Genomic DNA, 25,214 nt, shown 5'->3' with positions numbered 1-25,214 from the left:
GTGCTTTTGCTTTGGCTGCAGGGACTGCAGCTGTACATAAATCTTCTGTATAAAGGAGTGGCCCAACGTGTCCACGGCGATTCACGAATATCGGGAGCGCAAAATGCAGCCCTTCTACTGGATACTGACGTTTGAAATGATGATAATAGGAATGCTGCTGGGACTGGCGCTGGTTGTGGGTCCGGTAATCTTGCTGACCCTATGGCCATCGGGCTGGATGGCGCTCACCCTGCTGGCCATACCTCTAGGCCTATGGATGATTCGATCGCTGTGGAGGAGCCTGGCGACGCGCATCTGGCATAACCGTCATAATGATTATTTTGCCATCTATGAAGATGTACTGAGGTATACCGTGTGGGACCGGGAGACCCGGGAGGAGCAAAGCGGCAGCATCCGTCTGAAGGACATCTCCGAGATGTACTACGGACGCCATGTGATGATGTACAGCTACGCCTACAAAGAAACCTCCTTCCGGGAACGCGCGCCCCAGGTCGAGCTGTGGCCGGTCATTCACCTGATCTACAACAGCGGCGGAGGCGAGAAGATGATCAGCGTGCCTTTGGCAGAGACGCGGGAGGCGAACGAGTGGCTGAAGACACTGGCTCCGCATGGCATCCCGCTCTGGCTGTCGTCGGTGGTGGTCGTGGACGAGGATGAAGCGGCCATCTACGTTCTCCGGGAGGAGGAGAATCGGGGCGCCGCCGTGTTTGAGAACAATATCGAGCGGGCGTTCCGGCCCTTCATTGAGAAGAAGGTCGAGGAAGAGGAGCAGCGAGCGCCGGGTCCGGAAGAGCTGGAGGCACTGGATGCGGAAATTCGGCGGATCGAGGAGCAGGAGGCACAGCAGGCTCAAAAAGCGGTGTTTGCCAATGTGGGTCCCTTGGGCTGGATGGTGTTTGTACTCCAGTTCTTCCTCAGCTGGCTCATTATGAATCAGGCAGTCGCTGGCAGGATAGATCCTGACGGGGTGATCATTCCGGTACTGCTGATGCTCGTCATGAGCTTCTTGTTCTTCTTCTTGGTCAAGCGCCTCCGCTGGCCTCATCTGCTGGTCTGCTGGGGCGGTCTGTTTGTGACACAGCTGGTGCTGGATATGATTGCCGGGAGCAGTGAGGAGGGGAGTGCCCTCTATTCGATCGGCGGCGGGCTGATCGGGATGTCGATGGTAGCACCGGTCTTTATCTGGCTGCCCTATCTGCTGGCCCTTGGCTTGCGCCGCAGACGGGACGGCGCTAAAGCCAGGCATCACGCTGTCCAGAACAGCGGGTAATCATTCAAGAAGCGTCCCGCCCATGCCAATGGGCGGGACGCTCAGCAGAGGATAAGTAAAGGCCTGCCCTATGAAGCACTGAGGTGCTTCTAGGGCAGGCCTTTACAGGTCAAGCAGAGCTGTGTCAGGATGCGGCCGCCTATAGGAATAACTTCAAGGAGCATCCGCACCTGCACTTGAAGCCGGAGCAGCCTTGAACTGCATAAGATACGGGTTATCTCTGCTCTCCAAGGAATACACCGTATCCAGCTCCTTCTTCTCTCCCGGTGCAAGGTGAACCTCTTCAAAGGTGCGCTTCAGCAGCTCGGTAACCCGGTCTTCATCCATCACCGTCACGCTAACGGTTCCGGTAAACGGAGCCGAGCCGTAATTGCCGGCGTAGATGACCCATTTGGTACCATCGTCCTCGTCCAGAAACGCCCCCACATAAGCCACAATGCCCGGCGCCTCCGAGAAGGGAAGCCTGTCCTTGATTTCCGCATGATATTCATCCATGTCCTGTACCATCTTCTCTTCCACGTAGAGCGACTCCTGGGACACGATCACGGTCGTAAACGTGACAAAGGCATAGAATACCACCAGCGACCAGCCTGTGCTCTTGAGCGTCGTTCTCCGGTCGTAGCCTCCGGCAACCATGCCGATGAAGGCAATGAGCACCAGCACCGGCACGGCCAGATGCCATACAGACACAAACATTTCTGTCTCCAGTCTCATGAACGGTACAACCTCGTTTCTATGTATTCAGCCAAGTCATTTTGGCATAAATCTTGTACCCGGAACCTGCTTGCTTTAATCATCTAAAGGCTGTCCTTTTTGCCGCCAATTCCGGTGTTTTCATATAAACCTGTCTCCAAATGCGCTATAATAGGGGAAGTATCTATACCGATTTCATATTCATACTAGAGCTGCTAAACCTCGGGAGGTCGTTACGTGTATATCGTTCAATCCGTCGTAGAGGTGCCTGTGCACAAGGCAGAGGACTTGGTCCAATTATATGTCAACCGAAGCCGGTCCGTCGATAAGCAGCCTGGCTTTCTTTCATTTCAGCTGCTTCAGAACGAGCATAAGCCGGGAGAGCTCACGGTTCACATGACGTGGGAGAAGAAGGAGCATTATCTGGCTTGGGTAACGAGTGAGGATTTCAAGCGGATCCATGAGCTGGAGAAAAAATATCCGGATCAGGAGCTGGCCGGCATCAAGCCGATGGTTCGAAGATACCACGTACGGGCGGAATAGCCCGTATTCTCATTGCAGCATACATCTATAGAGAGGAAGGGATAAGCATGGGAATGACAGAAAAGACCGCCGGAGATGCATTGCTGAACGAGGCCGAGAAGCTTGCGGACTGGATCACGGAGCAGCAATACAACAGGCAGCCGGATCTGCAGGACCGCTTCGGCCCTTCCGGAAAAGAAAAGACCCGGCGTGACTCGCTGTATACGCTGAATTATTTAGCGGAGAGTGTGCTGGTCAAGAGTCCGGCTTTATTTTTACATTATGTATCGTGGTTAAAGGTACTGCTCGAAGGCTACAAGGTGACAGGCGAGGATTTAAGGGTGAATCTGGAAGCGATGAGGAAAGCGCTGGATGAGCGGTTTGATCATCAAGACAAAGGAACCGTCCTGGATTATTTGGACATGGGGATGATGCAGTCTGTGGAGACGGTGACGCTGGATTCCTATATTACGGAGGACAACCCTTTGGCAAAGGAGGCGGCAGATTATCTGGAGCTGCTGCTGCAAGGAAAGCGCCGGGAAGCCTCCAGCCTGATTCACGGGCTGCTGGAGCGGGAAATCGGCATTTCTGCGCTGTACAAGCATATTTTTCAGGCGGCACAGTATGAGATCGGGAGGCTCTGGCAGCTGGGGCGTGTGAGTGTCGCTCAGGAGCACTACTGCACAGCGGTTACCCAGTCGATTATTTCCAGTCTGTATCCGCACTGGATGACGGTGGGCAGTAAGGGCCTGACCCTGGTAGCGGCCTGTGTCGGCAAGGAGACTCACGAGATCGGGCTGCGTATGGTGGCCGACACGTTCGAGCTGCACGGCTGGGACACGTATTATCTCGGAGCAGACGTTCCGGATTTCAGCCTGCTGCAAGCCATTGAGAAGCATGACGCGGATGTGGTCGCGATATCGGCTACGATGACCTATCATATCCATCTGGTGCGGGACCTCATCCGCAAGATTCGGGCCGATGAGCGGTACAAGCATGTGAAGATTATGGTTGGAGGACTGCCCTTCAACCTGGACCCTAACCTGTGGCGGGAGGTCGGAGCGGATGGCTGTGCGCCGGATGCTGAAGCTACGGTGGCTGCCGCGGAGCAGCTGGTCCTGACGAAGCCGGCGACGTGACGGTGTTTGGAAGCAACAAGTAAGGGAGGGACAGGCAAATGCATGACCCTAATACAGAGGCGGAACGGCTGCGGCAGACGATCAGAGAGATGTCCGATCAGATCATCCGGGCGAGGGAACGGGAAGAGCAGGTGCTCGGTGAATTTACCGCTATGAATAATGAGCTGGTCACGCTGCAGCGCCGGCTGGCAAAGAACAATGCCGAGCTCAAGCGGACCCGCCTGGAGGCAGAGCAGGCTAATGAAGCGAAAGGTCGGCTGCTGGCTGTGATCAGTCATGAGATCCGTACACCGATGAATGCCATCATGGGCATGGCGGAGATGCTGGAGCAGCCGGGCTTGACGGATGTTAACCGGCAATCGGTGGGCTTGATCCGCGATTCCGCAGCGCTGCTCATTCATATGATCAACGATTTGCTGGACTTATCCAAGATTGATGCGGGCAAAATGGAGCTGCGGCGGGAGGCCTTCGATCTGCATGTTATTTTGGATCATAGTTCCAGGCTGCTGCAGGACAAGCTGGAGAACAACGGCAACCGGCTGTCTATGCTTCTGGACGAACGGCTGGAGCGGCAGTGGATTGGCGATGCAGGAAGGATCAATCAGGTGATGCTGAATCTGCTCGGCAATGCCAACAAGTTCACACAGGACGGGCAGATCATGATCCGTGTGAAGCCGGCAGAGCTTGAAGGCCAGGGCGAGAACCAGAGCCTGGTGCGCTTCGAGGTCGAGGACACCGGCATGGGGATCTCAGCAGAGGATCAGAAGAATCTGTTTACGCCCTATATGCAGACCGATGAAGGCGGCTCCCCAGAGTATGGAGGCACAGGGTTAGGATTGTCCATCTGCAAGTCGCTTGTCGAGCTGATGCGGGGGAGAATCGGAGTATCCAGTGAAGAAGGCCGGGGCACCTTATTCTGGTTTGAAATTCCGCTGGAGCCGGCTGTCGGCCAGGAAAGCGGTAACCGCTCCGTGGAAGCGCTTCGCGCCGCATATGCAGAGCAGCAGCCGCTGCAGACGACCAGCCGGGATCTGTCTGTCCCGGTGCTGCTGGTGGAGGATAATGACATCAACCGTCAGGTGGTGGGGATGCAGCTGCGTAAGCTGGGCTTGCAGCAGGTGGACTGGGCCCGGAACGGGCTGGAGGCCGTACAGAAGGCGCGCGAGAACACCTATGCCCTCATCCTGATGGATCATATGATGCCCAAGCTGAGCGGAGCGGAAGCCGCGGCTCAAATCCGCACTGAGGAGCAGCAGCTGGGCAAGCCGGCTGTGCCGCTGGTGGCGATGACAGGCAGCACCGATGAGCGGGCGCGCAGGCAGTGCATGGATGCCGGTATGAATGATTTCGTATCCAAGCCGGTGCATGCCCATGCTCTGGCCGCCATCCTGGAAGCTTATCTCCCTGAAAAAACGGCTCAAAGTGATCGGCCGGTGCTGGATTACAAAACGATTCACGAAATTATCGAAATTCAGGAAGACGGCAGTCAGGAGCTGCTGGCACTGCTGTTCCAAATGTACCAGGAGGATATGCCGGACAAAATGGAGCGGCTGCACAAGCTGCTGCAGCAAGGCAGAAGCGCCGAGGCGGCGGCGGCAGCCCATGACATGAAGTCCGGCAGTCTCAGTCTGGGCGTTCAGGAATTCTCCCGGCTGCTGGCAGAGATTGAGGCGTTATGTAAGGCAGGCCGACTGGAGCAGGGCCTTCATACGTTCGGACAACTGCAGCCTGCCTATGAGGAAGCCTGCGGCAGCCTGAATGCGATGCTGGAGAGCCAGGAATAATGTGATCGGATTAAGAGACAATAAGATCATTGGTGGGCGGGCGCCTGCCGGTGGTCTTTTTTTTGAGTTCCATTTGTCTGCTGTCCAAACGCACATCGTGCAGAAATAACTGTGAAAAGCTGGTTCAAAAGCCTCCAGCACTGGTATTAATTAAAAAAACCAATATTCCCGACATTCTCTAGCTCATAGCTCATTGCCATAGAAGTGTTCCCAGAGATCAAAGATTGTGAAATTGTGAACAAAGTGTGAGGATTGCTGCAGCCTATTGCGTTGTGAACTAATTCACAATATAATAAAGACATGAACAAGGTGAATATTTTCACAATAACAAGCGGCAAATGACAAACAAAGTCCGAAAAATGAACGACAGACGAGCTTAATGAAATACCATCATGCCAAGGAGGAATAAGAATATGAAAGTAGCAGTGATCGGATGTACCCATGCCGGAACGGCAGCAATTGTGAATACCGCGAAGCTGTACCCGGAGGCTCAAATTACCGTATATGAACGCAATGATAATATTTCATTCCTGAGCTGCGGAATTGCGCTGTATGTCGGCGGGGTCGTGAAGGATCCGGACGGCTTGTTCTACTCCTCCCCGGACCAGCTGGCGGAAATGGGCGTAACGACGAAGATGAAGCATGAGGTCGTCTCTGTCGATACGGACGGCAAAAAGCTGACTGCGCGCAACCTCGACACCGGCGAAACGCTGGAGGATACGTTCGACAAGCTGATTGTGACGACCGGCTCTTGGCCGATCATTCCGAAGCTGGACGGCATTGATCTGGACAATATTTTGCTGAGCAAGAACTACAATCATTCCAATACCATTATTGAGAAGTCGAAGCATGCGAAGCACATCACGGTGGTTGGCGCCGGCTATATCGGTGTGGAGCTGGTGGAGGCGTTTCAGCAGAACGGCAAGAAGGTGACCCTCGTCGATAGCGTGGACCGGATTCTGAATAAATATCTGGACCCGGAATTCAGCGATAAAGTCGAGGAGTCGTTCCGCCAGAAGGGCATTGAACTGGCGCTGGGACAGACTGTGAAATCCTTTGAGGGCGAGCATGGCCAGGTGAAGCGCGTCATCACCGATAAAGGCACGATTGAAACCGATATGGTCATTCTGTGCATCGGCTTCCGCCCGAACACCGAGCTGCTGAAGGGTCAGGTTGAGATGCTGAAGAATGGGGCGATCGTCGTCGATTCCTACATGCAGACCAGCAAAAAAGACGTCTTCGCCGCTGGCGACAGCTGCGCTGTCCGGTACAACCCGACCGGCAAGGCGATGTACATCCCGCTGGCCACGAATGCGGTACGGATGGGCACACTCGTAGCGCGCAACCTGGCCAAGCCGACGACGGAGTATATGGGCACCCAGGGCACCTCGGGCTTGAAAATTTACAGCCATCACATCGCCTCCACCGGCTTGACGGAGCTGACTGCGAAGGAGGAGGAGCTGGATTTCGACACGGTGACGATCAAGGAGCACTACCGCCCCGAGTTCATGCCGACGTCGGAGGAGGTTACGCTAAAGGTCGTCTTTGACAAGAAGGACCGCCGGATTCTGGGCGCCCAGCTGATCTCCGGAGCGGACTTGACCCAATCGGTCAACACCCTCTCGGTATGTATCCAGAACAAGATGACGATTGACCAGCTGGCCTTTGTCGACTTCTTCTTCCAGCCGCATTACAACAAGCCGTGGAACTTCCTGAACACGGCGGGCCTGGAGGCACTGCCGAAGCTCGTGAAGGATCCGGTGCAGGTGTAAAGGAAACGGTATAAGCGGCATAACCCATTTAAAAAGGCTGTCCCGGAAGATGAACATCTTCTCTTGGGGCAGCCTTTGCTTTTGAAAATGAAACAGACACAAAAAAACAAATTCGCCGCATCGAGTTTCGGGGGAAGAAACTCGTTGCGGCGAATTTTTTTGGGAGTGGTCCATGATACGGCAAGGAGAGAAAGGGTCTGGGTTCCTCCTCTTGCTGTTGATACCAAATTACCCGGCGCACCGAGGGATGAAACAGGGGGGTGAATATTTTGTCAAAAAATATTTCGGGCGCTCTTCCCGCTTTACGGCATCCCGGATTTCGTTCTAAGATAAGGGGTAGAATATTGTCATATCAAGGATGGCATCGGGGTACGAGACGAGAGGATGACGACATAGATGATTCACGAGAAGGAAGGCGTCTTCCCGGCGGTATGTCCGCTGGACTGCCCGGATACATGCGGGCTGCTGCTGCATAAGCAGGAAGGCAGAATTGTAAAAGTGACCGGAGATCCGGAGCACCCTATCACCCAGGGAGCAATCTGCAATAAGGTGCGCCACATGGCCGAGCGGATTTATCATCCCGAGCGGCTGCTGTATCCGCTGCGGCGGATTGGAGCCAAGGGTGAGGGGAATTTTGAAGAGATCACCTGGGAGGAAGCCATTACGGAAATTACAGGCCGCTACCGCAGCCTGATTGAGGAATACGGATCGGAGAGCATCCTGCCGTACAGCTTCTACGGCAATATGGGTGTGCTCAGTGTGGACGGCATGGACCGCCGGTTTTTTAATGCGCTGGGTGCGAGCAGGCTGAAGCAGACGATCTGTAACGCGGCCGGCAATGCAGGCTGGATTTCCGTCATGGGCGCCAATCGGGGGACTGTACCGGAGGAGACCGTGAATGCGGACGTGATTCTGGTCTGGGGCGGCAATATTGTCAGCACGAACATGCACCAGGTCGTATTGGCCGAGAAGGCTCGGAAGAACGGAGCGAAGGTCGTCGTCATTGACGTTCACAAGAATCAGACGGGGCAGTGGGCCGACTGGTTCATTCCGCTGCACCCCGGCACAGACAGTGCGCTCGCCGCCGGCATGATGCATGTCCTGTTCCGGGATGGACTGGTGAATGAGCCGTTTCTGGAACGCTATACGCTGGGACATCAGGAGCTGAGGGAGCATGTGAAGCAGTATACGCCGCAGCATGTATCTTCTATCACCGGAATTCCGGTGGCAGATATTGAGAAGCTGGCGACCCTGTACGGTCAGGCCGAGGCCGCCTATATTCATATCGGCAACGGGCTGCAGCACCATGACAATGGCGGAATGGCTGTGCGGAGCGTAGCCTGTCTGCCCGCCTTGACCGGTCACTGGCAGAAGCGGGGCGGCGGCGCGTCCAAATCCAATGGCGGCTACAGCAGCATGAACAGCGAGGCGCTGGAGCGTCCGGATCTGCGGCCGAATCCCGATGCCCGGGTCATCAACATGAACCGGATTGGGGAGGCGCTGGCTATGGAGGAGAAGCCGGTGAAGGCGGTGTTCGTGTACTGCAGCAATCCGCTGGTCGTAGCGCCGGATGCCGAACGGGTCAAGGCGGGCTTCGCCCGGGAGGACCTGTTCACTGTTGTGCATGATCTGTTCATGACGGACACAGCCAAATACGCAGATATCGTGCTGCCGGCGACCTCTACCTTTGAGAACACTGACGTATACGGCTCATACTGGCACCAATATATTCAGCTTCAGGAGCCGGTTATTCCCAAAGTGGGAGAGAGCCGCAGCAACGTCGAGCTCTTCGCCGCCCTGGGCCGGGCGATGGGCTTTGAGGATCCTGCCTTTAATGAGAGTGAACAGGACATGATCACAAAGGGCCTGGAGTATCCGCACAACCCTTATCTGAACGGCGTAACCTGGGATGGCCTGAAGGAGCACCGGCGCGTGAAGCTGGATATGACGCCTTACGAGACTTTTCTGGAACAGCTGCCTACAGCATCCGGCAAAATCGAGCTCTATTCCGCAGCGCTGGAAGCCGCCGGGCTCCCGCCCCTGCCCACGTACATTCCGCTCAAAGAGGGCTATGACGGCGTCCGCAGGGGAAAAGGAAATCGCTATCCGCTAATGTTCATCTCACCGCCAAACCATAATTTCCTGAACTCGACCTTCGCCAATGTGCCGAAGCACCAGAAGCTGGAGAAGGAGCCGTTCCTGCAGATTCATCCGGAGGATGCTGCAGAGCGCGGCATTGAGGACGGGGATGAAGTGACGGTATATAATGACCGCGGCGTGTACGAGGCCCGGGCAAAGGTGACAGACAAGATGCTTCCCGGCACTGTGGTGAGCCAGGGGCTGTGGTGGGACGGCAATGGCCGGCGTCAGCGCGCCAATGCCCTCACCCCTGACCGGCTGTCGGATTTAGGGGAGGGCGCGGTGTTTTTCTCCACTGTTGTCGATGTAAAGCGTCACTGAGTGTGCTTGCGCGCCAAAGCTTGTGTACGACATACTGATTCTCGTGGAATTTATGCCTTGCTGGAGTGAATTCACAATAATCACACCTATTATGAAATCAAAGAGGCTGTTCTCATGAGATTCTTAAATCCGTACCCGAAGGAAGTCAAGGGCTTCCTGGCCGCAAGTCTGGTTAACTCGGCCGGCGGCTCGTTAATGTGGCCGCTGACGACGATGTATGTGTTCGATGAGCTGGGGCGCAGCATGCAGGATGCAGGCCTGGTCATTCTGCTGCAATCGGCGGGCGGGATCGCCGGGCAGCTGCTTGGCGGTGCGCTGTATCACCGGATCGGCGTAAAAAAGCTTATTGTCGGCTCGCTCCTGCTCAATGCGATGGGCCTGTTCTCTCTACCTTTCATTGACGGGTACTGGCCGATGCTGCTTCCTGTTATGCTGCTGATCGGCTTATTCAGCGCCATGTCGATGCCGGCCATCCAGGCGTTCATCGGCTTCCGCTTTGCAGACCGGCGCGGCGAATTGTTCAACGTCGTCTATGTAGCGAACAATATTGGAGTTGCAGTGGGAACCGCGCTGAGCGGCTTCCTGGCTGAAATCTCTTACGATGTCAGCTTTGTAGGGAACGGGCTGACATCGGCCGGATTCGCTTTCTTTTTCCTGTCTTATTTAAGCCGGACCGACCTGAAGGAGCCGACTCTCCAAGAGGAAGCCGAAGGCCGCCCCAAGCTCAAGAGAGCCGTTCCTCCAGGCAGCCGTGGCGGCGCCTGGGTCCTGCTGCGGAACACCCGGATTTATTTGTTCCTCGGACTGGGCTCCCTGTTCATGTGGTTCGGCAATTCCATCTGGAATACCGGCATTTCACCGCATATCATTTCAGAGGGCATGTCGAAGGCATCCTTCGGCTATTTATGGACACTGAACGGAATTCTGATCTTTGCGGCACAGCCGCTGACGAGCTGGATCAAGCGAAGCTTTGCGCGAAGGGATACCTCGCAGATGTCGGTCAGCGCGGTCTTCTACCTGCTGTCGTATCTGGTAATCGTGCTGACCGGCAGCTATCCGGGCTTCGTGCTCGCGATGGTGCTGGCTACACTGGGCGAGATGCTGGTCTCGCCGGCAATTCCGTCATTTATTGCGGAACGCGCGGGAAAAGCAGCCCCGTTCTACATCGGAGTGGCTGGAGGGATGGGCTCGGCGGGCCGAGTGTTCGGTCCCTATGCCATGGGAATCCTCTATGATGGAGGCGGGCTGAAGCCTGTGGCCTGGCTGGCTGCCGCCATGGCGGTGCTGTCCTTCCTGTCATTTGTCATCCATGCGCGGCGGGTGCCGGGCATAGAAACATCTTCCGTAAGGGGGGAGTAAAGAAAGATGAATACGGATCTGGATACGCTCATGATCCGCTTCTCTGCCTTGAAGGATGCCGGCCGGCTGATGGAGCTGGATCATCAGGTGTGGGATCACCGGACAGCGCCGCAGCCGTTGGTCTGGGAATCCCGGGAGCAGTATCTGCTTCACTGTCCCCCCGGGCAGCAGCTGGTGGCGGAGACGGGGGATGGCACCCTGGCCGGATACCTGGGCTTCAAAGCGCCTACGGAGCTGGATAGCAGCCAGCATGTATATGAGCTTTGGATTGCCGTGGACCGTCAGTATCGCCGCCGGGGCATCGGCGTGAGGCTGATGACAGCCTTCAAGGCCTTTGCCCGGCGGGAAGGCAAGCTGAAGCTGCGCCTGCGCGTGCTGTCCAGCAATGAAGCTGCGGCTGCCTTTTACCGGACCTGCGGCTTTCGGGAGGAAGGACGCCTTGTCCGTGAATACCATGTCAAAGGTCAATACGTGGATGATATACTGATGGCCTGCTTCTTATGAGGCGGCGGGACAGTCCTGATCAGCTCGGGGCTGTTTTTTTATGGTTTCCTCTTAAAAGAAAATGAAAGATTGACGATGATAATCTATAATTGCTTATAACCTATTCATGGATTGGGGCGGAATGATTTGAACATCAACATCAAGGAGCTGTTTATGACATCCGAGCGTTCGCATATCACAGATTATGAAATGCTGGCATCCAAGCTTTTGTACCGGACTATTTTAATTTTGATCGCGGTCTGTCCCTTTATTTTCTGGCTGTTCTACGGGGTTCATATGGTATCGCTGTCAGAGGCTACAGCATTAACGATCGCGCTGGCCATCTTCGCCCCGCTGCTCGTGCTGGCCCAGCGCATGTATGGCACTCGGCCTCAAGGGAAATATCTTCTGGTCAGCATTTGCTTTACCCTCGGCTGTACGCTGATTACGTTCGTGCCCTCAGCTTCTTCAGGTAATATTGTGTATATCTATGTGGCCCTGTCGCTGATTTATCTGAACCAACGGCTGAGCCTGCTGGCAGCGGCATATTCTTTGATCATACTTGTCGGCCAGCTGCTCTTGAATCCGAAGCTGTCGGAGGTTCCGCTGCTGGACGCGGCGATTGATGTGATTGTGCTGATCATGGTGAACGCGATTGCCGTGACCGTCTGCCTGATGGGACGGCGCCTGCTATCCGACGTCGTCGTGGAGAAGAGAAAATCGGATGCCGTGCTGGACATGGTGCGGGAGTCTGTTCTTGGACTGGAGGCGTTCGGGCAGAGCCTGAAGGTTGATGTAGACCGCAATGAGAGCATTGGCGTCCAGCTGTCTGAGGGATTGGGCGAAATTACGAAGGGTGCGGCCGTGCAGGCCGAAAGCCTGTCGTCGGTCAATGGCAGCATGCAGCAGGCTGGAACCTTCCTGGGAGCGATCTCCACAGAGACAGCAGCCATGCGGCAGCTTTCCGATGCCTCCGTGACTGCAACGGAGGAAGGCGGGAAGCAGCTGGAGAAGCTGCAGCATAATATGCACCGCATTGACGATATTATGGGGGAAACCCACTCTGAGATGTCCGCGCTGCGGGAATACAGCGAGCAGATTCATCTCGTGTTGGAGAGCATTAAAGCGATCGTCAAGAATACGAGCATTCTCGCGCTCAATGCTGGAATTGAAGCGGCTCGCTCGGGCGAGCACGGGCGGGGCTTTCACGTGATCGCCCAGGAGATCCGGAAGCTCTCCAGCGATGCGGAGCAGGAAATGTTCCGTATTGCCGAGGTGCTGACCCGGATTGAGCAGCAGACGAGTGTTGTCTCGGACAAGGTCGGCCGGGGCATTGAAACGGCAGCCCAGGTACAGAGCATTGCGCAGGGGACGACGTCCTTTTTTAGCAGCATTCTGGAAGATGCCCGTATGGTCTCCTCCAAATCGCTTGAAATCGAGAGCATGCTCAAGAAGCTGGAGGAGAACACGCAGGCGAGCCTGGGAGATATTGATGCCATCTCTACAGTGATCGAGCAGACCAGTGCTTCCCTGCAGCAGCTCTCTGCCGGATTTGAAGGACAGACCGCTTCGACGGCCAGCATTGCCGGTGCGTTCGGCGAGCTGGAATCCATGATTACCCGGCTGCAGAGCTTGGCGGAGGGCAGTGAAATGTCCGCTGTTCAGGAGCAAACGGGAAAGGAGACCAACCAACATGGCAGTCATTCAAGCGCTGAATGCAGGCAGGCCGGTAGAGGTTGAGTACAACGGGAAGCCGCTCCTTACCGGTATTTACAAGCAGCCGGTGCCTGGTCCACTGTATCTGGGACAAGAGCAGCTGGAGGGAGACGGCCAGGCCGACCGTGTTCATCACGGAGGCCCGGATAAAGCGGTGTGTGTCTATCCATTGGAGCATTATGCCTACTGGGAGAGCGTCCTCGGCAAGACGATGGGGCCGGCTGCATTCGGAGAGAACTTTACGGTAACCGGGCTGCTGGAGGATGAGGTGTACATCGGGGATGTGTACCGTGTCGGAGAAGCCGTGGTGGAGGTCAGCCAGCCCCGGTACCCATGCTTTAAGCTGTCCCAGAAGCACGGGATCAAGGAGCTGCCAGCGCAGGTGCTTGCGACCGGCTACAGCGGCTTCTATCTGCGGGTGCTGCAGGAGGGAAGCGTATCGGCAGGAGACGAGCTGATACCGGTGCAGGCTCAACCGGACCGCATCTCTGTGCGGGAGGTGCTGTACGCCATGGCAGGCCAGGAGCGGCGGGCGGAGGTGCTAGAGCGCATCCTGGCGCTGGATCGACTGTCAGAGGTCGTGCGGGTGCAACTGCAGAAGCTGCTGGGGAAGCTGGCGAGTCAAGAGCAGACGGAGTAAAGCGCAGGATCTGATCCTCGCGGATCAGACCCGAGCGCTTCCAATATACAGGGAGCACTACGCATAAAAAGGGGCGCCAGTGGCGTTGATTCCCGGCGATTACAGCCGAGTCATCACGCACCTGGCGCCCCTTGCTGCAGGCTGCGGCGGAAATACCTCAGGCCGCAATCATCGCCGCCCTGGCTGCTGACAGGGCACGGCGTCAGCGCAGCCGCAGCCAGTCACTGCGGATCATGCCATACACGGCATGATTGACATAGCCCTGCGGCAGCTTCTCGGCTTCGCGGACAATGCCTTCCAGCACGTACCCCAGCCGCTCCGGGATCGCGCGGCTGCGGCGGTTGGCCGTGGCACAGCGAATCTCCACCCGATTCAGCCCCATGCGCATGAGCGCATGGTCAGTGAATACCCGGCAGGCTGTACTCATCAGGCCTTGTCCCTGATATGGCTTGCCCAGCCAGTAGCCGATGCCGACCGAGCGGTTGTTCCAGTCGATCTCGTGGTAGGAAATGATACCGGCGAGCTCCTCCCGCACCCAGATGCCGGCAGTGAGGCCGCCGTTCTCGGCGCCCTGGGCCAGCGCGCCTTTGATGAAATTCGTGCTGTCAGACACCTCTTTGACTGAGTCTACCCAGGGAAGCCATTGGCGCAGCCAGTCCCTGCAGTCATCAATCAGCTCATACAGCGCTCTCGCCTGCTCAGGTGCGAGCGGACGCAGCTCAACATGATCATCTAATGGATAGGTAAACATGAACAAGACTCCTTTACCGCAAATGAAATGAGCTCTGGTCATGGCGACGGAGCTATTTTTTAACTAGTTTCTTCCATGCTACCCTAATGAAAAGGAATTCGTCAAAGCTTAGATCCTCAGCCGCCACGGGCAGATCGCCCTTGGGTTTCCTTGAACAATACAGCTCAAGCAGGTATATTTAAGAGAAACAGGCTTATACAGGATATAGAGCCCGCTTTTTCGGCGCCGCCATTCAGATTCAGGTTTGCCAGAGAGAGAATTTACAGGATGAAAGGTTGATTAACGTGGAGAACCATCCGGCAACACCCTCCAATTTCATTAAAAATATTATTGCTGAAGATCTCAAATCCGGAAAGGTCAAGCACGTGGTCACCCGTTTTCCGCCGGAGCCGAACGGCTACCTTCATATCGGCCATGCCAAGGCCATCTGGATTAATTTCGCGCTGGCGGACGAGTTCGGAGGAAGAACCCACCTGCGCCTGGACGATACGAACCCGCTGAAGGAAGATACGGAGTATGTTAACTCCATCAAGGAAGATGTGAAGTGGCTGGGCTATGAGTGGGAGGAGCTGCGTTTTGCATCGGATTATTTCGAGGAAATGTACAAGCGCGCCGTCATTCTGATTCAAAAAGGCAAGGCCTACGTGGATGATCAGAGTGCCGACGAAATCCGCATGAGCCGGGGTACGCTGACTGAGCCGGGTCAGAACAGCCCATACCGCAATCGCAGTGTCGAGGAGAATCTGGATTTGTTCAGTGACATGCGAGCCGGCGAATTCGGTAACGGGGAAAAGGTGCTCCGCGCCAAAATCGACATGTCCTCCCCGAACATTAATCTGCGCGATCCCGTCATTTACCGAATTGCCCATGCGCATCACCATAACACCGGCGATACGTGGTGCATCTATCCGATGTATGCCTTTGCCCATCCGCTGGAGGACGCTATTGAAGGCATCACGCATTCCCTTTGCTCCCTGGAGTTTGAGGATCAGCGCCCCTTCTATGACTGGGTCGTTGCCGAATGCGAGATGGAAGCGGCACCGCATCAATATGAGTTCGGGCGCTTGAATCTGCAGCAGACGGTCACGAGCAAGCGGAAGCTGAAGCTGCTGGTGGATGAGAACATTGTAGACGGCTGGGATGATCCGCGCATGCCGACCATTTCAGGAATGCGTCGCCTGGGCTTTACCCCGGAAGCGATCCGCAGCTTTGTATATGAGACGGGCATTTCCAAGGCGTATGGCACGGTGGACCGCCAGATGCTGGAGCATTTCATCCGCGAGGATCTGAAGCTGAAGGCGCCGCGCACGATGGCTGTATTGGACCCGCTGAAGGTGGTCATTACCAACTATCCGGAAGGACAGGTGGAGTGGCTGGATGCAGAGAACAATACGGAGAACCCGGAGATGGGCGTGCGGCAGATTCCTTTTTCCCGTGAAATCTACATCGAGCAGGAGGATTTCATGGAGGACCCGCCGAGCAAATATTTCCGGCTGTTCCCGGGCAACGAGGTGCGTCTGAAGCATGCGTACTTCATCAAGTGCAATGAGGTGATCAAGGACGAGAACGGCAAGGTGGTTGAGCTGCACTGCACCTACGATCCCGAAACGAAGAGCGGCAGCGGCTTTACCGGACGCAAGGTGAAGGGCACCATTCACTGGGTAGAGGCTTCTCAAGCGGTTCCTGCGGAGTTCCGCCTGTACGAGCCTTTGATCCTGGAGGAAGAGACCGAGGCGGAGGCAGAGGTGCAGCCGCAGGTAGCGGGAGACGTCACTGCCGAAGAGGGGATGCAGGCCGAGGCCTCTCCGGAGAAGTCCTTCCTGGACCACATTAATCCCAACTCATTGGAGATTGTGCATGGCTTTGTAGAGCCGGAGATGAAGGAAGCCCGCCCACAGGACAAGTTCCAGTTCTTCCGCCATGGGTACTTTAACGTGGACTCCCGGTACTCGAAGCCCGGTCAGCCGGTCTTTAACCGGGTCGTTTCCCTCAAAAGCTCCTTCCAGCTGCCCAAGGCCTAAGCTGCCGTGCAGGCAAAGGCTTGAGCATCCGGGCATTGGGAACAGGAAACAGCTATGGTGAGGTGCATCAATTCATGAAGAAAAGGCCCCGGCTGCTCAGGCAGGGGGCCTTTTCTTCATAAGCTATCCAAAGAGCGGCTATCGCCGGTCCTCCTCATCGTCCTCCTCGGCGTCCCACGACTCCACCATCTGCGGCCGGTAGCCCTGGGTGCGAAGCAGGAACCACATCCATGCAAAGCCGAGGGCGCCGATCAGGGCAAGCATCATGCCCGTGCGGTACATGGTCTGGGCGCCGAAGCTTTGAAAGATCCAGCCGCCGGCAATGCCGCCAATGACGCCGGAAATCCCGCTCCAGGACAGGGTGTACAGCGCTTGTCCTGTCGCGCGGAATGGCCGGGGCACGAACAGCATCGTCAGCTGGGTGCCGACATAGAAGTATCCCCCGAAGGTGATACAGTGCAGCAGCTGAATGAACGCGACCTCCAGCGGGGAGGAGGCCTCAGCCATCAGCAGCCAGCGCAGCGAGAACAGCAGGCTGACGACGGCCAGGCAGGCGACGAGAACGCTGATCTTACGTTTCAGGAACCGGTCGAACAGCAGAAATACCGCCACCTCGAAGACGGAGGAGAGGAAGAGGGCCAGGCCCACGGTTTCCGTGCTGCCTCCAAGCTCCAGAATGTACAGGGACATAAACGTATTGTTGGCGGTGCTGGGGATGGAGACCAGAATGCCCAGCAGAATAAAGCCCGTAAAGTACGGATTCAGAAACAGCCGTGTCACGCCCTTGAAGCTGACGGTAGCGGTATGCGCGTTCTTTTGAATATCCGGAAGCACCCAGATGAATAGTGCCGAGATGATCAGCATCGCCGAAAAGACGAAGGAAATGCGCCCGGTGCCCAGCCGCTCAATGACGGGACCGACGGCGACCGCCGTCAGCGCCCAGCCAAGAGAGCCCCACAGGCGGAACGCGCCGAACTTCAGCGGCGTGCCGTCAATATAGTTCAGAATGAGCGTGTTGCTCTGAGAAAAGATCGGGATTTGAAAAAAATAGAAGAAAATCATAGATATATAAATAAAAACATATGTATTCGCCTGAAAAACAAATTGAACCGATATCAAAGCCCCTGCCATCATGAACAGCAGCACGCGCTTCAGGCTGCTGGCTCTGTCACCGCGGTATCCCCAGAAGGGATTGGCAAGAATCGATACAAACGGAGCGATCGCCATCAGACTGCCGATTTCCAGCTTGTCCATCCCGATATCCTGCAAATAAAGCTGAAAGAAGCCGGTAAAGATGACCATCGCGCCATAGATGAAGAAGTTGAACATTTTTAACGAAGGTAAAGACGGATGGCTGTGATCTTGGTCCCGCAAATGGGTCATTCCTTTCACACTGAAGATGCACATCAACAGTCCGGCCACAGACCGGATATCTTCTTCAATGTATCACGCATTGTAAAGGGATACAAACCATATTGTATACACTTTTACAATTATTATCATATTGTGACATAAGTATGCTGGGTCAGCCGGCTTGTTCACGAAAGGAGGAAGATAGAGATGGCGGAGTCTATAACAGGCATTCTGCTTGCGGGCGGACGCTCCCGGCGGATGGGACAGGATAAGGCGCTGCTGCGCTTCGGCCGTCTCTCCTGTATCGAGCAGGTGCAGAGCGCGCTGTCTGTGGTTTGTTCAGACCTGCTGATTTCTGCGAATGCTTCTCGCAGCTATGACTTTCTCGGCCTTCCAAGGGTCGAGGATCAGTATCCTGGCCAAGGCCCGCTCGCCGGTCTGCACGCCGGTTTGAAGGCGGCCAGGACCTCCTGGAGCCTCGTGTCAGCCTGCGATATGCCTCTTGTTACGGAGGGCATGGCGAGCGATCTGGCGCGGATGGTCCGCAGTCTGACACCGATGGGAAAGGTACAGGCTGTGGTACCGGTGGCGGAGGGACGGCCTCAGCCGCTGTTTGCAGCCTATCACGACAGCGCAGCGACTGTGCTGGAGCAGCGCTTGCAGCGCGGGGAGCTGCGGATGATGGATGCTCTGGGAGAACTGACGGTGAAGTGGGTGCCTCTCGAAGAGCTGGCGGTGTGCGAAAGCCTTCACCGCTGGCGTGAAGGATTATTCAACATGAACGAGCCGAAAGATTACGAGCGTTTAAAAGGACTTCACCGCCTATAACTACAAATAACCACCGGAAGACAAGGCGGTCAGCCCTGTGTTACGGTGGTTATTTATGGTAAAGGGCCCCTTTCCTACATATGAGGACGGGGCTGCTTCTTTAGCCGCCGATTTGAGACATCCGGCGTCCGGTCGGCGTGTGGCTCTGTGCCTTTTTCTCCAGCGCCAGCGCCATTTCATGGTTCTGCGGCTTCTCACCCAGCGCCTTGCGAAACAAAGCTTCAATCAAAGCTGGATCATGGGCGACCCTGCGAACGTTCAGCTCATCGGACCAGTAGAGGCACGCCTTGATGTTGCCGTCAGCGGTCAGGCGCAGCCGATTGCAGGAATCGCAGAAATGCTCACTGACCGGATGAATCAAACCGAACGTGCCTTGTGCGCCCTTCACCTTCAGGTTCCGGGACGGCCCGTTCCCGCCGGGGCCTTCATGCGGAGCGACGCTCCAGCCGGCCTCCTCACACACCTCGGTCACATGGCTGAGCGGCAGATAGGTCCGGCGCCATTCTTCTGAAGACTGACCGATCGGCATGTATTCTATAAAGCGGACATGCAGCGGACGGTCCAAGGTCATCGCAATGAAATCCTTGATTTCGTCCTGGTTAAAGCCCTTCATTAACACCACATTGAGCTTGATCGGGTCCAGTCCCGCACGGTAAGCAGCTTCGATGCCATCCAGCACGCGCTGGACATCTCCCCCGCGGGTAATGGAGGCGAACCGCTCCTGCTGCAGTGAATCCAGGCTGATATTAATACGGGTCAGGCCCGCTTTTTGGAGTGCTTCGGCCTTCGCCGGTAGAAACATGCCATTGGTGGTCAGCGAAATATCCTCAATCCCGTCAATGGCCGAGATCATCGCTACCAGCTGCTCCAAATCCTTGCGGACGAGCGGCTCTCCGCCGGTAAGGCGCACCTTGGATACGCCCATGGGAGCGAGCACGCGAAGAACGGCCGTGATCTCTTCATAGGTCATAATTTCGTCATGCGGCTGAAACTCCATCCCTTCGGCAGGCATGCAGTACACACAGCGCAGATTGCAGCGGTCGGTGACCGAAATACGGATATAATCGTGAACGCGGCCAAAGGAATCCGTTAACGGCTTCATGATCGGCAATCCTCCTTTTGCAGGCTTGGTTGAGTTGTATTCTGCAGCAAGCCTTGGTTGTTCTTGATGTGGACACTTCTTTATATTAACAAACAATTCCCCTCTATGTCTTGGGTGCTGGAGTAAAGTGTTCAGGAAAAAGAGCCGCCCCCGACAGATCCCAAGCATCTGTGGGGGCGGCTCTTCGTGTTAGGGCCTGAGGGCAGCAGCCGGTCTTATTCGACGTGCCGCTTGCGGCTGAATTTCATCAGGAATTCGTATACGATCGGCACGACGACCAGCGTCAGCAGCGTGGAGCTGATCAGACCGCCGATAACCGTAATGCCGAGGCCGCGGGAGATGATGCCCGCACTGTTTTCCCAGCCGAATACAAGCGGCAGCAAGGCGCCGATTGTAGCCAGGGCCGTCATCAGAATTGGACGCAGGCGGGTTGCGCCAGCTTCCAGAAGCGCTTCTCGTGTTGAGAGACCCTCGCGCTCCTTGTGAATCACGCGGTCGATGAGAACGATCGCGTTCGTGACGACGATACCGATCAGCATCAGCACACCCATCAATGCAGAGACGCTAAGCGTTTCTTTGGTAATAAGCAGGGCAACAATGGCACCGATGACGATAAACGGCAGTGAGAACAGGATGGCAAATGGAGCCAGTGCACCGCCAAAGGTAACGACGAGTACGAAGTACACGATCGCGATGGCTGCCAGCATAGCCAGGCCAAGCTGGCCAAAGGTGTCATTAATCTGCTCAGTGGCACCGCCGAAGGATACAGAAATACCGTCCGGCAGATCCATAGCCTCGACTTCTTCCTGCAGCTTCGCAGAAGCACTGCCGATATCATCGGTCACGAAGTCGGCGTTCACGGTTACAGTCATTTTTCCGTCCATCCGGGTGATGGTGTCCGGTGACGTTCCTTCTTCCACGGTGGCCACATCTTTAATAGGCACTTCAATACCGAGCGGAGAGGTAAGTGTTTCATTCTGAATCTCTTCGATGCTGTTATAGGTCTCGTTATCTGCTTCGATATAGACCTCATACGTTTTGTCTTCGATCTGAATTTCGGTCAGCACCGGACGCTCGCGCACCGGGCTCAGCTTCATTGCCAGCTGTCCGGCCGTGAGGCCCAGGGAGCTGAGCTTCTCCTGATCCGCAACCAGAGTGTACTGGCTGTAAGCTTCCGCCAGGCTGGATTCCGCATTTTCAAAATTCGCGGTGTCCTGCTGCGTCAGCTTCAGAATCTGGTCCGCTACAGGCTTGATCTGCTCCAGCGAGTCTCCGAACACATTGATCGTAAGCTGGGAGCCGCCGAAGCCGCCGATATCCATATTGGTCCATTCGCCTTCCGGAACGCGCTGCTCCAGATCCTCGATCAGCTGCGCTTTAACATCCTCGAAGTTCTCTGTTTCCGGATCATACAAGACGTAGAACAGTCCGGAATTGGAGGAGCCCATACCCAGCGGGTTGCTGCCGCCAATGGAGTACTGCATGTTCTGAACTTGATCCTGCTCCAGGATCAGCTTCTCCGCTTCCAGAGCGCGCTCTTCCACATCCTCCAGACGGTCGCCCGGCTGTGGACTGTAGGTTACCATCACATACTTATCCTCCTGCTCCGGCAGGAAGCTGACGCCGAGGAACGGGGTCAGGAACAAGCTGCCGACAAGCAGCACGACGGCGAGGCCGAAGGTGACGAGCTTGTGGTTCAGCGACCATCTCAGAATCTTCTGGTATCTGAGGGCAAGGCCGCCTGGCTTCTCTTCATGGTTATGCTTGTTCTTAAGGCCTTTGCTGAACAGGCTGTGTGCCAGTGCCGGAACGAGCGTAACGGCGACGAGCAGAGATGCCAGCAGGGCGAATACCATCGTCAGGGCAAAAGGAATGAACAGCTCGCCCACCATACCGCTGACGAGCACCAGCGGCAGGAATACCGCGATGGTGACGATGGTCGAGGACATAATTGGCGCGAACATTTCACGCGTAGCCGCACTGATAAGCTCACGGCCCTTCAGCTTCTCGGTGGAAAGAGACATCCGGCGGTAAATGTTCTCGATAACAACAATGGAGTCGTCGACAACCCGGCCGATCGCAACCGTCATGGCGCCGAGTGACATCATGTTCAGGGTGATGTCCATTTGACGCAGACACAGAACAGCGATCAGGAGCGACAATGGAATCGAAATAATCGAGATAATGGTGGAACGGATATTACGCAGGAAGATCAAAATGATAATGACTGCGAACAGGGCGCCGTACAATGCTTTGAAGAGCATCGTATGCACAGAATCCTCAATCGGCTTGCCCTGGTCGAGCATAATCGTCATTTCGGTGCCCGGGTACAGCTCGGAAAGCTCTGCAATCCTGTCTTTTACCGCATTGACAACATCCACAGTATTGGCATCGTTAGCCTTAATAACCTGGATGCCGATCGACTCGCTGCCGTTCGTGCGGGAGATGGATTCGGCCTTGCCGATCACCTCAATGGCAGCGATCTCGCTCAGCTTAACGGTAGGAATACCGGCTGCTGCCGGGTTAGCGGCACCTTGACCTGCAGCGCCCTGACCTGCAGCGCCTTGTGGTGCTGGGGCTGCGCCTTCAGCCGGCTGCTGGCCTTCAGCACCTGCAGCGCCTTGACCTGCTGCAGCGCCGGGATCAGCTGCACCGGCACCCGGTGAAGCTCCCGCCTCAGGCGCATTGCCTGCGCCTGGCGCACTGTTTTGGCCTGCACCGCTCGGCAGAACCGGAATCGCGAGGTTGTTCAGGTCGTCAATGCCGATAATGCCGCCGTCCACGGCGACCGCTTTCTGAGACTGGTCCATTTCGAACAGGCCCAGGGGAGCGTAAATGGAAGAGCCTTGCACAATGCCTTTGACTGTATCCTCGGTCAGACCCAGCTCAGCCATTTTGTCCTGATCAAAGGTTAATTGAACCTCGTTAACAAACTGACCAGCCACCTGCAGGGAAGATACGCCCTCCAGCTTCTCCAGCTCCGGGATGATGTCGTTCTCTACGATTCGCGTCAGCTCATCGAGATCATCGCTCTCCTTGTTGCTGATGCTGACTGAAGTGACGGGGAAGGAATTCAGGCTGAAGCGGGTAATCTGCGGCTTCTGCACACCCTCCGGCAGCTTCACATCATTCAGCGCCTCCCGAACCGCAGCTGTCGCATTGTCCAGATCTGCGCCATAGTTAAACTCAATCGTGACATTCGCGGCATTCTCCAGGGAAGTGGAGGTCACCGTCTTCACGCCGTCTACGTTGCGAAGGCGCGTCTCCAGCGGCTTGCTGACATCCTGAACGACGCCTTCCGGTGCGGCACCGGGATAGATGGCCGTCACGTTCAGGAACGGCACGTTAATGTTCGGGATGGTTTCCTGCTTCATCGTGAGTCCGCTGTACAAACCTCCGGCAACAACAATGATGGTGAGCAGCCAGATGGCGAACTTGTTGCGAAGTGAGAAATTAATAAGACCTTTCATAGGACGTTGCTTCTCTCCTCTCCAAAATAACAATCTTTATCTTTCTGTCCAGCCGGTTAGGGCTGTAAACACCGTGTTCATCTGCGCTTCATCTATCGAAGGCAGGGGCTGTGCCGCTTCAGCAGCACAGGGTTACTTCTGGGCGGGCAAAAAGAAATCGGTCACGCTCTGCAGGGTGCTTCTCAGCTCCTCCAGCAGCTCTCCGCCTTGTCCGATCTCCACGAGATTGGCAAGCATTCCTTTCAATACGGCTCGCCGGGGCTGTAAATCGACCAGCTCGCGCTCCAGCACATCCAGAGATTCCAAGGCATCACTGCGGTCAGCCGCATTCATCGGCAGCTGCTTGAGCTCGGTTCGCAGAGCCTTGATCACCACGAGCGGATGCCGGGTATGATACGCCTTCTCTGGCGGAATCAAGCCCATCGACTCCCACACCTCCAGAGACACGAGCGGCTCGGGACGCCGGCGCAGCAGGCTGGCAGCGACATCCTCCAGCATCGTAACCAGATGGGAGGCCAGGGTGCCTACGTTCAGCGGCAGTCCCGGAACAAACAGAAAGCGTATGTAAGAACCGAGCATACCGGTCACAAACATGGCGATTTCCATCGTATAAGGCTCGATATCCTCTCCGTACACTGTGCAGAGCTTGTTCTTGAACCAGATCTGCGCCTGGACCAGCTCACTCTGAAAGCATCTTTCTACATCCATCGGGTGCTTGCCGGGGGAATCGAACAGCTGACGGAGCAGAAACTCCCGCACCTCCAGAAAGTGCACGAGCAGAATTTCCGCCTGCTTGCGCAGCTGCTCCCGGGGGGTGATGCCGGTCTGCTGCTCCACCTGCACGAACGCATCCCAAATCCGGTGGGCAATAAACTCGTAGATGCTTCTCTCCAGCTCCTCTTTAGACTTGAAATGCAAGTACAGACTGCCTTTGGACATGCCGCATACCTCTGCAATTTCCTGCATGGAGGTGCCTGCGGATCCTTTCGTGGAGAAGAGCTGAAGGGCTGTGCTTAATATCTGTTGACGCTTCTCCGTCGCCTTGTCAGCCAAGCTTTCACCCCTCTTAAGAACCTGTCAGTTCTTGAATTGACCCATCGGTCAAACTTATTATATAAAAAAGAAACGGTCAGCACAAATGTTGCCGTGTGTCCGTTTCTTGAACAAATAAAGTCTATGTCAGAACCTTCAAGCCTACTGCAGAGCCTAGAATCATCGTAATGAACACCATGCGGCGCCATTCCTTCGGTTCCCCGAATAACAGCATGCCGGCGAGCGTGCTGCCCACCGTCCCGATGCCCGTCCATACCGCGTAAGCCGTTCCCATCGGAAGGAAGGTCATGGCGTAAGAGAGCAGTGAGAAGCTGCACAGAAAAGACAAAGCCATCAGCCCTCCGTACCGCAGGCCCTTGCGCTCCGAGACCCCTTTGATGCCGATGACGCCGAGCACCTCGAAGCCGCCCGCCAAGATCAAAGCCAGCCAAGCCATTAGAGGCGCACCTCCCTTACAGAAGAGCCTTCTTTACCCGAGGGCTCTGCCGTTACGAGCTTCAAGCCGATGACGCCGCCCAGCAGCACTCCGATCAGCAGGACCTTGCTCAGCGAGAACGGCTCGCCGAACAGCAGCATCTCCGCGGCTACGGTGCCGGCCGTTCCGATCCCTGTAAATACAGCGTACACGGTTCCGACGGGAAGCCGCTTGGACGCCTGTACAATTAAATAAAAGCTTGCGATAATCGCTGACACCGTGCCGATCCACTCCAGCGCGGTGGTGGAATGCTTCAGGCCGGATACCCACACAATCTCGATCAAGCCGCCAATCCACACATAAAGCCAATTCCGACTCATGAT

Annotated in this window: 20 protein-coding genes; 12 read left to right on the top strand and 8 right to left on the bottom strand. The window is 55.9% G+C overall.

Annotated features, from left to right (window positions below; genetic code table 11):
- The first annotated feature begins 67 nt into the window (after window positions 1-67).
- The gene (locus tag E6C60_RS19535; protein ID WP_138227331.1) at window positions 68-1,270 is read left to right on the top strand and encodes a hypothetical protein; all 1,203 of its coding nucleotides are present in this window, start codon (window positions 68-70) and stop codon (window positions 1,268-1,270) included.
- Between the two features lie 153 nt (window positions 1,271-1,423).
- Here E6C60_RS19535 and E6C60_RS19530 read toward each other — a convergent pair whose 3' ends face one another.
- Window positions 1,424-1,984: a hypothetical protein gene (locus tag E6C60_RS19530; RefSeq protein WP_138227330.1), complete on the bottom strand. Its 561-nt coding sequence runs from the start codon at window positions 1,982-1,984 to the stop codon at window positions 1,424-1,426.
- Window positions 1,985-2,200: 216 nt separating this feature from the next.
- On the opposite strand from E6C60_RS19530, the gene E6C60_RS19525 reads away from it, so the two are divergent.
- The 9 genes from E6C60_RS19525 to E6C60_RS19485 all read left to right on the top strand — a co-directional run bounded on the left by E6C60_RS19525 (window position 2,201) and on the right by E6C60_RS19485 (window position 13,838).
- Window positions 2,201-2,506 carry an antibiotic biosynthesis monooxygenase family protein gene (locus E6C60_RS19525; RefSeq protein ID WP_138227329.1) on the top strand — a complete coding sequence of 102 codons (306 nt, stop codon included), beginning with the start codon at window positions 2,201-2,203 and terminating at the stop codon, window positions 2,504-2,506.
- 47 nt (window positions 2,507-2,553) lie between these two features.
- Entirely contained in the window at window positions 2,554-3,624 is a 1,071-nt protein-coding gene (locus E6C60_RS19520) for a cobalamin-dependent protein (RefSeq protein ID WP_138227328.1), read from the top strand.
- 38 nt (window positions 3,625-3,662) lie between these two features.
- The gene (locus E6C60_RS19515; RefSeq protein ID WP_138227327.1) at window positions 3,663-5,408 is read left to right on the top strand and encodes an ATP-binding protein; all 1,746 of its coding nucleotides are present in this window, start codon (window positions 3,663-3,665) and stop codon (window positions 5,406-5,408) included.
- A gap of 413 nt (window positions 5,409-5,821) precedes the next feature.
- A complete protein-coding gene (locus E6C60_RS19510; RefSeq protein ID WP_138227326.1) occupies window positions 5,822-7,180 on the top strand; it encodes an FAD-dependent oxidoreductase in 1,359 nt (452 codons plus the stop codon).
- Between the two features lie 396 nt (window positions 7,181-7,576).
- Window positions 7,577-9,640 carry a molybdopterin-containing oxidoreductase family protein gene (locus tag E6C60_RS19505; RefSeq protein WP_138227325.1) on the top strand — a complete coding sequence of 688 codons (2,064 nt, stop codon included), beginning with the start codon at window positions 7,577-7,579 and terminating at the stop codon, window positions 9,638-9,640.
- A gap of 114 nt (window positions 9,641-9,754) precedes the next feature.
- On the top strand, window positions 9,755-10,999 hold the full coding sequence (locus E6C60_RS19500) for an MFS transporter (RefSeq protein WP_138227324.1): 1,245 nt from the start codon (window positions 9,755-9,757) through the stop codon (window positions 10,997-10,999).
- Window positions 11,000-11,005: 6 nt separating this feature from the next.
- Complete coding sequence (locus E6C60_RS19495) at window positions 11,006-11,503, top strand: GNAT family N-acetyltransferase (RefSeq protein WP_138227323.1); 498 nt, start codon at window positions 11,006-11,008, stop codon at window positions 11,501-11,503.
- A 126-nt stretch (window positions 11,504-11,629) separates the two neighbouring features.
- The gene (locus tag E6C60_RS19490) at window positions 11,630-13,222 is read left to right on the top strand and encodes a methyl-accepting chemotaxis protein (RefSeq protein WP_138227322.1); all 1,593 of its coding nucleotides are present in this window, start codon (window positions 11,630-11,632) and stop codon (window positions 13,220-13,222) included.
- Window positions 13,176-13,838: an MOSC domain-containing protein gene (locus E6C60_RS19485; RefSeq protein ID WP_138227321.1), complete on the top strand. Its 663-nt coding sequence runs from the start codon at window positions 13,176-13,178 to the stop codon at window positions 13,836-13,838. The genes E6C60_RS19490 and E6C60_RS19485 overlap by 47 nt, the downstream gene beginning before the upstream one ends.
- A gap of 202 nt (window positions 13,839-14,040) precedes the next feature.
- Here E6C60_RS19485 and E6C60_RS19480 read toward each other — a convergent pair whose 3' ends face one another.
- Window positions 14,041-14,589, bottom strand: coding sequence for a GNAT family N-acetyltransferase (locus tag E6C60_RS19480; protein ID WP_138227320.1), 549 nt, complete (start codon window positions 14,587-14,589; stop codon window positions 14,041-14,043).
- A gap of 275 nt (window positions 14,590-14,864) precedes the next feature.
- Between E6C60_RS19480 and E6C60_RS19475 the strand changes: the two genes are divergently transcribed.
- Complete coding sequence (locus E6C60_RS19475) at window positions 14,865-16,610, top strand: glutamine--tRNA ligase/YqeY domain fusion protein (protein ID WP_138227319.1); 1,746 nt, start codon at window positions 14,865-14,867, stop codon at window positions 16,608-16,610.
- 138 nt (window positions 16,611-16,748) lie between these two features.
- Here E6C60_RS19475 and E6C60_RS19470 read toward each other — a convergent pair whose 3' ends face one another.
- Window positions 16,749-17,993: an MFS transporter gene (locus tag E6C60_RS19470; protein ID WP_138227910.1), complete on the bottom strand. Its 1,245-nt coding sequence runs from the start codon at window positions 17,991-17,993 to the stop codon at window positions 16,749-16,751.
- Between the two features lie 177 nt (window positions 17,994-18,170).
- On the opposite strand from E6C60_RS19470, the gene mobA reads away from it, so the two are divergent.
- Window positions 18,171-18,791 carry a molybdenum cofactor guanylyltransferase gene (mobA, locus tag E6C60_RS19465; protein WP_138227318.1) on the top strand — a complete coding sequence of 207 codons (621 nt, stop codon included), beginning with the start codon at window positions 18,171-18,173 and terminating at the stop codon, window positions 18,789-18,791.
- Between the two features lie 100 nt (window positions 18,792-18,891).
- On the opposite strand, the gene moaA is transcribed toward mobA, so the two are convergent.
- The 5 genes from moaA to E6C60_RS19440 form a co-directional block, all read right to left on the bottom strand.
- Window positions 18,892-19,896 (bottom strand): GTP 3',8-cyclase MoaA, encoded by a 1,005-nt coding sequence (moaA, locus tag E6C60_RS19460; protein WP_138227909.1) that lies wholly within the window; start codon window positions 19,894-19,896, stop codon window positions 18,892-18,894.
- A 212-nt stretch (window positions 19,897-20,108) separates the two neighbouring features.
- Complete coding sequence (locus E6C60_RS19455) at window positions 20,109-23,363, bottom strand: efflux RND transporter permease subunit (RefSeq protein WP_138227317.1); 3,255 nt, start codon at window positions 23,361-23,363, stop codon at window positions 20,109-20,111.
- Window positions 23,364-23,495: 132 nt separating this feature from the next.
- On the bottom strand, window positions 23,496-24,416 hold the full coding sequence (locus tag E6C60_RS19450) for a TetR/AcrR family transcriptional regulator (protein ID WP_138227316.1): 921 nt from the start codon (window positions 24,414-24,416) through the stop codon (window positions 23,496-23,498).
- Window positions 24,417-24,537: 121 nt separating this feature from the next.
- The gene (locus tag E6C60_RS19445; protein ID WP_138227315.1) at window positions 24,538-24,852 is read right to left on the bottom strand and encodes a DMT family transporter; all 315 of its coding nucleotides are present in this window, start codon (window positions 24,850-24,852) and stop codon (window positions 24,538-24,540) included.
- The gene (locus tag E6C60_RS19440; protein WP_138227314.1) at window positions 24,852-25,211 is read right to left on the bottom strand and encodes a DMT family transporter; all 360 of its coding nucleotides are present in this window, start codon (window positions 25,209-25,211) and stop codon (window positions 24,852-24,854) included. The genes E6C60_RS19445 and E6C60_RS19440 overlap by 1 nt, the downstream gene beginning before the upstream one ends.
- Between the last annotated feature and the right edge of the window lie 3 nt (window positions 25,212-25,214).

The organism is Paenibacillus algicola, from assembly GCF_005577435.1.
In the GTDB taxonomy this organism is placed as follows: domain Bacteria; phylum Bacillota; class Bacilli; order Paenibacillales; family Paenibacillaceae; genus Paenibacillus_AQ; species Paenibacillus_AQ algicola.
This window is presented reverse-complemented; position numbering and strand designations above follow the sequence as displayed.